This is a genomic window from Vibrio sp. Vb2880 (assembly GCF_033337975.1).
Lineage (GTDB): Bacteria > Pseudomonadota > Gammaproteobacteria > Enterobacterales > Vibrionaceae > Vibrio > Vibrio alginolyticus.
In genome coordinates this window covers 264,335-276,905 of sequence record NZ_JAWORT010000003.1, presented here as the reverse complement: position 1 = coordinate 276,905, position 12,571 = coordinate 264,335, and the positions used below count along the sequence as shown (strand labels likewise).

Here is a 12,571-nt window from a genome sequence, read left to right as displayed (position 1 = left end):
TTAGATTCCTTGCCAATGAAATAGAAAAATTAGCGCGATAACGCTGATGTTGAGACATTGATTTAGGTTGTGGTAACAATGATGAGCATCTCGCAACTACTTAGTTGCATCCGGAAACAAGCCGACGGGCAGTATATTGCGAAATACGCGAACTTCACTCTCCGCAGTGTCTTTCAACCCATATATAAGAACGATATTTCCATCGTTGGCCTTGAAGCACTGGTAAGAATTAGCAATGCCAATGGCACCATGGTTAGACCAGATCAGTTTTTCCAATCCAAAGCGACTCCCACTCAAGATTTGCTCAACGTTGAACGCTTAAGTCGCCTAATCCATATCAAAAATTTCTCTCAGTCTCGCTTTCACACAAAACAATTGTTTCTCAATGTATTACCGGTAGCGGCAGAGATACTAGTTAAAGACATCACTTATAACCGACTGCTAAAACAAACCATTTATGAATCGCATTTGATGAATGAACAAATCGTCATGGAGTTACTTGAATTGAAGGTGGAGGATGAACTCTCTTTGTCTCAAGCTGCTCGGGAGTTAAGTCTTGAAGGATTTAAATTAGCGATTGACGATTATGGCGTCAATGCATCGACAACTGAGCGAGTGAGAAGCGTTTGCCCAGATATAATCAAGATGGATCGCTCTTTATTGCTAAGGTATGAAAACGGTGATTTTAAAGCGCTTAACGATGCATTATCACTCGCAAAAGCGTTATGCTCTAAACCGTTATCGAAGGAATTGAAACCGAACATCAACTTCGCTTAATGAAAAAGCTCGGTTTCGATATGTATCAAGGGTACCTACTTGCTATCCCCCAGACGTTAGACGTCTATGAAGAGGCAAAAACAGCCTGACTATGTAAGAACAAAAGTTTGCGCGGTTTAGCGAGAGCTACGTGATTTACCACGATTCTTATGAATCGCCAATTTTGCTTTTAGCTTACGCTTCTCAGATGAACGACTACGACGACGCCCACCCCCATTTTGTTCAGGCTCAACTTCTTCTACAAGACTTGGTTCGAAACCTGCCAGCCATTCTTGGGGTAAGCGTTGATCAAGCAGGTTCTCGATAGCTTGCAACAAGTACTCCTCATCTCTACTCATCAGAGAAACCGCCAAACCTGACTTTCCTGCTCTTCCAGTGCGGCCAATTCGATGGACATAATCTTCTGCTTTGAATGGCATATCAAAGTTCACGACTTGTTCTAGCTCTTGAATGTCTAACCCTCGTGCTGCCACATCGGTTGCAATCAAAGCACGTACCTTACCTTGTTTAAATTCATCCAAAGCTCTTTGGCGGGCACCTTGTGATTTATCACCGTTGATAGAAACCGCTTTGATGCCATCTAACTTGAGCTCTTTCGCTAACTCATCACTGCCTTGCTTCGTTTTTGTAAATACAAGCACTTGCTGCCAATTCCGCGAGCCAATTAAGTACGCTAGCAATTCACGTTTCCGTTTTTTATCCACTGGATAAACCATTTGTGTTACCGTTTCAGCAGTCGTATTTGCTGGTGAAACTTCGACTTCAACTGGCGATTCCATGAGTTTATACGCAATAGTTTTGATTCGCTTCTCAAATGTCGCAGAGAACAATAGGATCTGTTTCTCAGCAGGCAAACGTCGGAAGATGCGCTGCAAGTCAGGCCAAAATCCCATATCTAACATACGGTCGGCTTCGTCTAACACGAGCATATCGGTTTTAGAGATGTTTACGTTACCATTAAACAGGTGATCCAAAAGGCGGCCTGGCGTGGCAATCAAAATATCAGCGCCCTCTTCTAACTTTCTCTTTTGTACGCCAATGCTTGTACCACCATAAACACACACGATGCGAAGTTCTGTTTCTGCCGAGTACTGATTCAAATTATCAAATACCTGCTGTGCAAGCTCGCGTGTTGGAACCAAAATCAATGCTTGAGGTGTGCCGTTAAGTTTCTTTTGCTGAACGGTTTGTATGATAGGTAAACCAAACGCAGCCGTTTTTCCCGTACCAGTTTGTGCAGCAGCAAGTAAGTTTTTTCCTGCAAGGACGTGTGGAATTGACTTTTCTTGCACTGGTGTTGGCGTCACGATATTTAGATTGCCTAGCGTCTCGATTAGCTTTTGTTCGATGCCTAAATCAGCAAAATTAACAGACATGTGTAACCTCATTATTTTTGGAGCGCAGAGTTTACCAGAGCCCCTAAAGCCATACTACTTTTCTATCTCATTGAGTTGAGGCATTAAGCTGTTGCTGAAAATCATACGACTGGCGCAAAACATCTCGATAAAGTGACGAGAACTTCTCTTCTAATTCGGTGTAATCACTTTCAATCACTTTAAATGTTGTAATTAAGTCTGCCATTCTAGGACTTCTTTGCGACATCCGATGTAGTGCAAATTCTATATTGTCTAGATCTTGATAGGATTGAAGCCATCGGCCATGCCACATCCTACTGTGGAGCACCAAAAAACGTGACGGCAAATGTTCATGAACCTCTCGGTTTACTCTCTCGTATGCCGTTTGTACAAAGTGTTCGAGAGGCACGGAATGAAAGTCGTTCCAGTGTTTTGCGAGGCAATGATCCCAAAACATATCCAAAGCGATAGGTGCAAAACGTCGCGCAACACCAGTGAAATGAGGCTTACATTCGTTGACGATTGGATGATGGTCAGTAATACGGTCAACAAATCTATGTAATCTGATGCCATTTGAGATATCGCGATCATACAGCTTGCTTGGATCTCCTTTTACGAAGTCTCCAAGCAAGTTTCCCAATAAATGGCTGTTACTGTGATCTGCGATATGCAGGTGGGCTAGAAAGTTCATTCGACGCCAGTTTTGGCCTCTAGGGCTTGGTGTGACATGAACCTAGTATAACGTCAATTACGACGAGATGAGAGTGTTCCGCTATTCGGCTTCGTTGTCTGGGCCAACGTATTCCGACAAGATAATGCCAATTTCAAGCGCATCTAGCAGCTCTAGGCTCTCATCGTTTTGGTATTGGTCGCTCATTGTGACCTCCTTTATTTTAAGCTCTCTTGCTTTTACTTGCTGACGGCCTGGCTCTTGCCATATCCACATCAGCAACTCCTTTTTATAGTCTTTATATGACACATTCATGACAGCGAGAAGTAAAGATTTAAAAACCTATGAGCATAATCAAAAGTAAACGATTGCAATTAGGTTTCATATCCACTTAACACTTTAGAGAAATGACTCTTTTATCAACATTCATGTCAATTTAAAGATATAACATACTGTTATAGGCGTCCTTAGATCTCATTTCTTAAACTAAATTTAGTATTCGTTACATATTTTGCTGATTAACTTCGCATATTTTGTTTCGATATAGCAATAGATTTGGTCAATATCTTTTATCTCTAATGGAGCTTTAAATGAGAGAAGTTGAGTTTAGAACGATAGACAGGCTGTTTATCAAGATGTCTATCAACGACAAAATGTGGGTTATGTTCCTACTATTTTTAGTAGCCCTCACTTCAGTGGCTGGAAGCCGCTACTTCAATGAAATACAACAATTTGAGCAGCAAGCCATCTCGGCGAGCGAAGCGAAGCTTTCTGGTATCGTTGATGCTCAATCAAACCGCGCTACAGAAATTGACGGCGTATCGAAATCGAACCGCGTAAGCGAGAGTTCTTTTGTCGATGGGGCTGTGACCGCTTATGCCAAGTTGCATTCTGGAGAAGTGATTAAGCTGACTCAAAATGTGTCCACACAATACGAATCGTTAAAATCATCAGCCCTATCGTCACTATTACTCAGCTTCTTATGGGTTATTCCTTTTGCCCTATTCTCTTACTGGGTGGCAACGTTTATCGGAGGAGCTCTGTGGGTTTTATATACAACAACCGAAAAAATTGGTGACGGTGACTTAACCTCTCGTCTTGGTTTCCATCCAGGTCGAGATGAATTCGGTACCATCGGCTGTGCGCTAGACAAGTCTATGGATACCTTAAGTGAACTGGTTAATAGTGTTAAAAATAATGCAACGATGTTGAGCGAGACATCTTCTGCATTCGAAAAAGATATGCAGTTGAGTGAAACCCAGATATCTCATCAATATCAAACGCTTGATTCAGTCGCGACAGCAATGGAAGAAATGACAGCCTCTGCAAAGGAGGTATCAAGTATTTCTCAACAAGCAACGACGCAGTCAGACCAAGATGCCCAGAAGATCGAACTAAGCAGAAGCCGTGTACAAAACGTGATTGGCGAGATAGAGACGTTATCTAGCTATATTGAACAAGCCTCTACGTCAGTAACCAATTTAAACGAGAATACGACGCAGATTAATGACGTGATCACAACGATTAACGCCATTTCAGAACAAACTAATCTGTTGGCACTAAACGCAGCAATCGAAGCAGCCCGTGCTGGTGAACAAGGTCGTGGATTTGCAGTGGTTGCCGATGAAGTACGTACATTAGCAAGCAGAACTCAACAGGCAACAGTAGAGATCCAAGCCATGATTGAGAAGCTTCAAATTGAGAGCCAGAACATTGCTTCAATCACCAACCGAACCGTTCAGCAAGCTCAAACCAGCAGCCAGCTTATTGATGAAATCGGCCATGATGTTACCTCTATTGCCGAGTCAGCACGCTCATTAATGGACATGAGCATTCAGATTTCCACATCTGCTGAAGAACAAAGCGCAGTTGCTAACGATATTGCATCGGAACTTTCAGAAATTCGTAGTCAATCAAGCACAATCAGAGAAGTGGCGGAGCAATCTACCGCTGGCGTCGCTAATCTCACGCAAGCCTCCGTTTCTCTTGGTGAGATATTACAACGCTACCGCACCGCATAACGTTGTGGAACTTATGATCAACAAGGGCTCCTTAGGGAGCCCTTTTCTTTAAACCGTGTTCAACTATTACCTTCGATATTTTCTACGACATCCAAGTGGATATTTGAAGTGAATCTCAAGTTCTCGCTGTACCGGATGAAATAATGTTCTTAAACAAAGCGTTCCGCTATGCTTGATCTTGCCAATTCCAATTTGCTGCTGGAAAACAATATGAATAATTACAAAGACACAAAAGACATAGAGAACCTGAATTGCCCACTCTGCCAAGGAGATGAATATCTCATTTCATCGGATGGCGAGAAATTCACATGCGCTGCTTGCGGATTTCATACAAAAAACTTCTCATCTATCCAATGTCTACATCAAACGCCTTACCTACAGTCTAAACTTAAGCACATCCACAGCTTGAGTCCGGTTTGCCATTAGTAGGTCAAACAGAGCAGCCACACAGCTGCTCTTTTAATTCATCTAAATGATGAATGCGAATTACACGCTCGTCATCAACACGATTGATAGCTTCACCATTAAATAACTGTATCGTTTTGATACCGGCGTTTAGTCCCGCCTCAACTCCTTTAGGCGTGTCATCAATATAAAGACAGTCACTTGGTAAAAAGCCCATGCTCATAGCACTGTACATGATTAAATCGGGCTCAGGCTTCCAACTATTCGCATCGAATGCCGAGAACACTTTCCCTCGGAAAGCATCGAGTAAACCGGTTAACTCCAAAGCGTATTCAATTTTATCTTTAGGTCCATTAGACGCCACACAATATTCGATATTATGCGAATCCAAAAACTGAATTAGTCGTTTTGCGCCATCCATTGGCTGTAAGTGACGCACAAAAAGAGACTGGACTTCTTCTCGGTATTGCGGCTCTAAAACATCAATTGGAACTTTGATATCTTTCAATTCTTTAGTATCTAAAAGGATGTCAGCGAGCTTTCCTCCTTTAAAGTGAGAAACGCACTCTTCCATCGTTAACTCAGCCCCATGCTGGTTAAATACATTGACGAGCGCTTGGCAACACAGCCTTTCGCTGTCGACCAACGTACCATCACAGTCAAATATCACGCACTTAATATTGGTAATTGCCATAGCCATCTCCAGACGTCTTAAAGGCTCAAGCCCAAGCTGATTTTAAGAATGTTTGGATTAATCTTATTTGAGTTTGGGATTGTTGAAACGACGAGCTTGGCATTTCATGGAAATAGAAGGGAGCAATTACAGTTTTTCTAAGCAAGATCACCCAACGTCATCTTGCTTTACTTTTTATGCACATTGATGTGTAAGTTAGTTTTCGATAACCACTGAGCCTAACAGTTTTTGCTCGGTGCTTAGTCTTTTAGCCAGATCAGCCACAAACGAGCTTTTGTATTTTGATTCAGAAACAGCAACATCAGAGATGAGTGTATTTCCTTCGAGATGGCTAACAATAGCAGCACCAATTGGGACTCCAGATTTAAAACCAACATATAATTCAAAATCTGGCGTGAGGATAATCTGTGTCAGATATTCAATGATCATATCTTTATCATACTGCTGTTCCCAGCGCTGAGATTGCAAGATAGAGAACATAATGGTCAGTCGATGAAAATCGACCAGAAAAATATCGTCGGGGTTAAATTCAGAGTCACTTTCCAGTAGTGTGTCTTTGTCGACTACTTGATACGTTGCTTTTTCTAGCGTTTTGAAATAGACATCGCGCCCTTTCAAACTCTCTGGTGTCGGAAATTCAACTTCGACCAGATCATACAGCCATGTATTTTTACGCTCGATACTGGCTAACTGTTGTTCATTCATCTTGATACCTTCGTTTAGAGCAGTACATTAGCATGAAGCCCGCAACAAACCTAGCGCACATAGACCTTTCCGTGGCTAAATTTTGTTTTAGGTGCAAACCTCTGATAGATTTCATCAATATCTTTCCTAGTTAAGGACAAAAATAATGAAAAAGATGCTGTTAAGTGCATTGCTTGCTACTACTCTAGTTGGTTGTTCAGATAACGATGTTGCTGACGTGGGGCTCGGTTGGTTTACTTTGAAAGACATCAAAGTCGGTGAGTTGAAAGACGAGGTGGTAACAGGTGTCACATGTCACATCGCCTCTATCGAAGCGGATTTCAGCTTAGCAGATCCAAGTGATAGCTCAATATCATGTCGTCAGACTGGCGAAATCACACCGGAAATGATTGCAAAAATAGATAAGAGTAAGTCCGGTGAAATTGTATTTAAGAAGTCAAAAAGCATTTTCTTCAAAACAATGAAGGTTCGCCGTATTTATGATGCCGATAACCAAACCTTACTCTACTTGTCTTATACAACAAAAGAGACCGATGGTAGTTTTAAGCATAGCCTTTCGACAGTCCCACTTTGGGGTACCAAGGCTTACGTTGAGCCAACTGAAGTGAAAAAGTAACGCGGGTAAATTTAGTTAGCGCGGAGCAGGCTCTTTCCGGGCGCTGCTGAGCAACAAGTTTAAAAAACAACCCATTGCAATACGACAAGCGCCATAAATTGCAGCTGCTTTGGTTGCTATTTACTCAGCTCGCTGATTTTTTCAGCGAGCAGACTTCTTTGTAATAAATCACCACGATTTTCATTTTTTTGTGATACAATCCCGCCTCTTTTTTTTCTCACTCAAGAACAAGCATGAAGTTTCCTGGTCAGCGTAAATCTAAACACTACTTCCCAACTCACGCTCGAGATCCATTAGTAAACCAAATCCGACAGGCACCTAAGCTATATCGCCCAACTATTGTTGGTGTCGGTCAAACCATTGTAGATATCGAAGCACGTGTAGATGACGCGTTTTTAGAGAAATACAACCTGAGTAAAGGACATTCGCTCGTTCTTGAAGAAAGCAAAGCAGATGCACTTTACGAAGAACTGGTTGAGCAAGGCCTGATCACACACCAATACCCAGGTGACACGATTGGCAATACTCTTCACAACTACTCGGTTTTAGCCGATAGCAAATCCGTTTTGCTCGGTGTGATGTCTAAGAACATTCAAGTCGGTTCTTTTGCTTACCGCTACCTTTGCCGTACGTCTTCACGCATGAACCTTAACCATTTACAAACGGTAGATGGCCCTATTGGTCGCTGCTACACCCTAATTTCTCAAGACGGTGAGCGTACATTTGCTATCAACGAAGGTCATATGAATCAACTACTTCCGGAAAGCATTCCTGAAGAGATCTTTGAGAAAGCATCAGCCCTGGTTGTTTCTTCTTACCTAATGCGTGGTAAAGAAGAAGATCCAATGCCTAAAGCGGTACAAAGAGCGATCGACTTTGCTAAGAAGCACGATGTCCCTGTTGTACTTACGCTAGGGACAAAGTACGTTATCGAAGGTAACGCACAGTGGTGGCAAGAATACATTCGCGAAAACATTTCTGTTGTCGCTATGAATGAAGAAGAAGGTGCGGCGCTAACAGGTGAAACAGAGCCGCTAGCAGCTGCTGATAAAGCACTTGAATGGGTTGATCTCGTACTTTGTACAGCAGGACCAAATGGTCTGTATATGGCTGGTTACACCGACGAGAAAGTAAAACGAGAAACCACACACGACATCCTTGAAAGCTCCCTCGAAGCCTTTAACCAGTACGAGTTTAGTCGTGCGATGCGTAAAGAAGACTGTCAAAACCCAATGAAGGTCTACTCTCACATCGGCCCTTACCTTGGTGGACCACTAGAGATTAAGAACACTAACGGTGCAGGTGATGCAGCCCTTTCAGCCTTACTGCATGACATGGCAGCAAACTCTTTCCACCAAAAAGAAGTGCCTAACTCAGAAAAGCACGAAGTACGATGCTTAACCTACTCCTCGCTTTCTCAGATCTGTAAATACGCAAACCGAGTAAGCTATGAAGTGTTGACGCAGCACTCTCCTCGCCTATCGCGAGCGCTTCCTGAACGAGAAGATAGCTTAGAAGAGACTTATTGGGATCGTTAAAACGACAGCTTTAAAGCTAAAAATATATCAAGGTCACCATTTGGTGGCCTTTTTGTTTTTATCTAGCACTATAACGAGTAGATTTCGTTAGTATGTCGCACAATACGAAGCAGTAAACTCTTTACAAGCCTAACCGAAACAGTACCATCACCAAGCAGAGCTTTGCCTCACAATAATACTCGTTATAACTCAGGTAGTTTTTCAACGCTACTTGTGTGCCACTTTGGGGATTCTCCATGCAGTCAGATATCGAAATTTGCCGAAACACACCACTTTCTTCTATTGATGTTATCGCGGAAAAAGTAGGACTATTGCCCGAAGAGTATGACACTCACGGGAAGCACAAAGCCAAAGTCCACCCAAAATGTTTGGAACGACTCAAAGCAAATGATGACGGTAAACTTGTACTCGTCACTGCGATCACGCCGACTCCTCTTGGCGAAGGAAAAACCGTTACGACGATAGGACTGGCGCAAGGTTTAGCAAAGCTTAATCAATCTGTTATTGCATGTATAAGGCAACCTTCGATGGGCCCCGTCTTCGGTATTAAAGGTGGCGCAGCGGGCGGTGGTTATTCTCAAGTAGCTCCAATGGAAGAGTTAAACTTACACCTTACTGGTGACATTCACGCAGTGACAGCGGCGCACAACCTTGCTTCAGCCGCTCTTGACGCTCGCTTGTTCCATGAGCAACGCGAGGGTTATGATGCCTTTGAATCACGCACCGGGTTAAGAGCACTTAAAATCGACACGGCAAGTATTACTTGGAAACGAGTGATGGACCATAATGATCGTGCACTACGTAAAGTCAAAATTGGCCTCAATGATGCAGGAAAAACCATCAATGGTTTCGAGCGTGACGAAGGGTTCGATATTTCAGCCGCTTCCGAGTTAATGGCTATCATTGCACTAGCCAAAGATTTAAAAGATTTACGTCAACGTATTGGGAAAATTGTCGTAGCGTACGATTTGAACGGAAACCCCGTCACTACGGAAGATCTACAAGTTGCAGGAGCAATGGCAGTAACACTAAAAGAGGCGATTGCACCAACACTGATGCAAACTCTAGAAGGTGTTCCTACGTTGATCCATGCAGGTCCATTTGCAAACATCGCCCATGGAAATTCATCCATTATCGCGGACGATATTGCGCTCAAACTGTCAGGTTACACGGTAACTGAAGCCGGTTTTGGTTCGGATATGGGATTTGAGAAAGCGTGTAACATTAAAGCTGCTGCCGCCAACAAAGCCCCGGACTGTGTAGTGATCGTAGCAACATTACGCGGCCTCAAAGCGAATTCCGGACACTACGATTTACGACCAGGTATGGCTATTCCAGATTCCATTTTTAATCCGGACCAAGCAGCATTGGAGGCTGGGTTTGAAAATTTAAAATGGCACATAAATAACGTTCATAAATACGGTTTACCTGCTGTCGTTGCCATTAACCAGTTTCCACAAGATTGTGTGAAAGAGCTTAAAGCTCTTGAAGATCTGATTCACCAATTTAATCCCGAAGTTAAAGTAGCCATCAGCACCGCTTTTTCGCAAGGCGGACAAGGCGCAACGGAACTAGCTCAACATGTTATTGATGCGTGTACCACGCCTGTAGAGTTTTGTCCGTTATACAACAAAGAGCAATCATTACTCGAAAAGCTCATGGCAGTATGTGAAGCGGGCTATGGAGCAACCAATATAGAAATGACTCCTATCGCGACTGAACAGCTCAAACATTTTGAGCAATTAGGCTTTAACAACTTAGCGGTTTGCATCGCGAAGACACCACTATCTATAACCACGGACTCCGCAGTCAAAGGCGCACCAACTGGTTTTACCGTCCCAATCCGCGAGCTGCGCTTGTGTGCGGGCGCAGGATTCATTTATGCATTATCTGGAACCGTGATGACGATGCCAGGCTTACCTGATAAACCCGCATTTATGAATTTAGATCTTGATGATGAAGGAAATATCGTCGGTCTCTCTTAGTGCAGTGATAACGTATCGCTATCAGTGATAGTGAACATATTCATTGAGTGAGTGGTCTACTTACCTATCCACTCACTCTCAACAACTGTGAAAAGAGTTGTCTCAGGCCTTCTACTCTTGAATTGTTGATACAAGCTCTCTTGCCTTACATCAACGCGCCTGTTTTAGACCTTTAGAGTTAAGACGCTAACCCTAAGCCTTGTTTAGCCATAGTTATTAAACTAGAAAACCCTATTTATCTTCTTGTTTTGTCGCCACTTTACATTGTAAATCCATACTTGTTGACCTCTCCTTTCTACAATTTTGCGCCAATTTGATGCACGGGCTATTTAGCGCTTCACTAATATGGTGCAGTTGTCTTACAGTGAAATTTTAACCTCCTTGATTTTTAAGGAGATATTCTATGGCGCGATTCTTGTAGTAGACTTTTCACTAATAAGCACATTAGCACATGCTTTTCAAAACCTCTGCGTTGCATACCACCTCCTTCAGGTTAGCACCGTTTTGATGCATGTCAGAAAAGGGAAAGGGAATACTATGGAAGACGCACTCGCCGTAATTTTAGCAGGAGGGATGGGGTCTAGACTCAGCCCACTCACCGATGACAGAACCAAGCCAGCCGTACCTTTTGGCGGAAAATATAGAATTATAGATTTCACACTAACCAATTGTTTACATTCGGGTTTACGCAAGATCCTTGTTTTAACCCAATATAAATCTCATTCACTTCAAAAACACTTACGAGACGGCTGGTCGATATTCAATCCAGAGCTAGGCGAGTACATTACTGCTGTTCCACCACAAATGCGCAAGGGTGGTGCATGGTATGAAGGAACCGCCGATGCGATTTATCACAACATGTGGTTGCTATCGCGAAATGATGCAAAGTATGTGGTTGTGTTATCCGGCGATCATATCTATCGAATGGACTACGCCGCAATGCTTGAAGAGCATAAAGAGAAAGGTGCTAAGCTCACTGTTGCCTGTATGGATGTTCCCGTAGAGGATGCTTCAGCATTCGGTGTAATGGGCACCGCAGAAAACGGGCTCGTTACTTCGTTTATAGAGAAACCTGAAACCCCACCTACCCTTCCTGGAAGCGCGACCAGAAGCCTTGTTTCTATGGGAATATATATCTTTGATATGAATGTTTTGAAAGAAGCGCTTGAAGAAGACTCAAAACTCGATTCATCAAGCCATGACTTCGGAAAAGACATCATACCTAAGCTGATTGATACCGAATCCGTTTACGCTTATCAATTCTGTGGCAGTAAAGGGCGCGTCGATAAAGATTGCTATTGGCGCGACGTGGGTACCATTGATTCCTTCTATGAAGCGAATATGGATCTACTAGAACCTGTGCCGCCAATGAACCTTTATCAGTCCAATTGGGCGATTCGTACTTACGAGCCGCAGTTTCCACCAGCTCGTACTGTATCGTCGGCCACGGGTAATGAAGGCATTTTTATTAACTCCATCATTGCTACCGGTGTCATCAATTCCGGAGGCTCGGTACAGCACTCCATTATTTCCTCTAATGTACGCATTCAAGATAGTGCAACGGTAGTCGATTCCATCATTTTTGATGATGTAGAAGTTGGTGAAGGAAGTCAGTTGGTCAACTGCATAGTTGATAAACATGTTCGTATTCCGCCACATACTCAAATTGGCATCAACAAACTTGAAGATGCGAAGCGATTTAAAATCTCAGACAAAGGTATTGTCGTCATACCCGAAAGTTACCAATTTGATTAAACGACAAACTATCACAACAAAAAAGCGCACGATAATCATCGTGCGCTTTT

Annotated in this window: 10 protein-coding genes and 1 pseudogene; 6 read left to right on the top strand and 5 right to left on the bottom strand. The window is 42.9% G+C overall.

Annotated features, from left to right (window positions below):
- The first annotated feature begins 78 nt into the window (after positions 1-78).
- Positions 79-866: pseudogene (locus tag R7M92_RS05150) on the top strand (EAL domain-containing protein).
- Positions 867-893: 27 nt separating this feature from the next.
- Here R7M92_RS05150 and R7M92_RS05145 read toward each other — a convergent pair.
- The 3 genes from R7M92_RS05145 to R7M92_RS05135 all read right to left on the bottom strand — a co-directional run bounded on the left by R7M92_RS05145 (position 894) and on the right by R7M92_RS05135 (position 3,078).
- Positions 894-2,153, bottom strand: coding sequence for a DEAD/DEAH box helicase (locus R7M92_RS05145; protein ID WP_165439108.1), 1,260 nt, complete (start codon positions 2,151-2,153; stop codon positions 894-896).
- A 67-nt stretch (positions 2,154-2,220) separates the two neighbouring features.
- The gene (locus tag R7M92_RS05140) at positions 2,221-2,823 is read right to left on the bottom strand and encodes an ACP phosphodiesterase (protein WP_318132872.1); all 603 of its coding nucleotides are present in this window, start codon (positions 2,821-2,823) and stop codon (positions 2,221-2,223) included.
- 81 nt (positions 2,824-2,904) lie between these two features.
- Positions 2,905-3,078, bottom strand: coding sequence for a hypothetical protein (locus R7M92_RS05135; RefSeq protein WP_213910708.1), 174 nt, complete (start codon positions 3,076-3,078; stop codon positions 2,905-2,907).
- Positions 3,079-3,392: 314 nt separating this feature from the next.
- Here R7M92_RS05135 and R7M92_RS05130 point away from each other — a divergent pair, with 314 nt between their 5' ends.
- A complete protein-coding gene (locus R7M92_RS05130) occupies positions 3,393-4,823 on the top strand; it encodes a methyl-accepting chemotaxis protein (RefSeq protein ID WP_318132869.1) in 1,431 nt (476 codons plus the stop codon).
- 430 nt (positions 4,824-5,253) lie between these two features.
- Here the strand turns inward: R7M92_RS05130 and R7M92_RS05125 are convergent, their stop codons facing one another.
- Positions 5,254-5,922, bottom strand: coding sequence for an HAD-IA family hydrolase (locus tag R7M92_RS05125; protein WP_025767794.1), 669 nt, complete (start codon positions 5,920-5,922; stop codon positions 5,254-5,256).
- A 195-nt stretch (positions 5,923-6,117) separates the two neighbouring features.
- Positions 6,118-6,627 (bottom strand): flavodoxin, encoded by a 510-nt coding sequence (locus tag R7M92_RS05120; RefSeq protein ID WP_318132868.1) that lies wholly within the window; start codon positions 6,625-6,627, stop codon positions 6,118-6,120.
- Between the two features lie 145 nt (positions 6,628-6,772).
- On the opposite strand from R7M92_RS05120, the gene R7M92_RS05115 reads away from it, so the two are divergent.
- The 4 genes from R7M92_RS05115 (at position 6,773) to glgC (ending at position 12,521) form a co-directional block, all read left to right on the top strand.
- Entirely contained in the window at positions 6,773-7,243 is a 471-nt protein-coding gene (locus R7M92_RS05115; protein ID WP_005397614.1) for a CreA family protein, read from the top strand.
- A 233-nt stretch (positions 7,244-7,476) separates the two neighbouring features.
- Positions 7,477-8,781 (top strand): inosine/guanosine kinase, encoded by a 1,305-nt coding sequence (locus R7M92_RS05110; RefSeq protein ID WP_005376376.1) that lies wholly within the window; start codon positions 7,477-7,479, stop codon positions 8,779-8,781.
- A 236-nt stretch (positions 8,782-9,017) separates the two neighbouring features.
- Positions 9,018-10,766, top strand: a complete 1,749-nt coding sequence (locus R7M92_RS05105) for a formate--tetrahydrofolate ligase (RefSeq protein WP_151515605.1) — start codon at positions 9,018-9,020, stop codon at positions 10,764-10,766.
- Positions 10,767-11,303: 537 nt separating this feature from the next.
- Complete coding sequence (glgC, locus tag R7M92_RS05100; protein WP_238967198.1) at positions 11,304-12,521, top strand: glucose-1-phosphate adenylyltransferase; 1,218 nt, start codon at positions 11,304-11,306, stop codon at positions 12,519-12,521.
- Positions 12,522-12,571 lie beyond the last annotated feature (50 nt).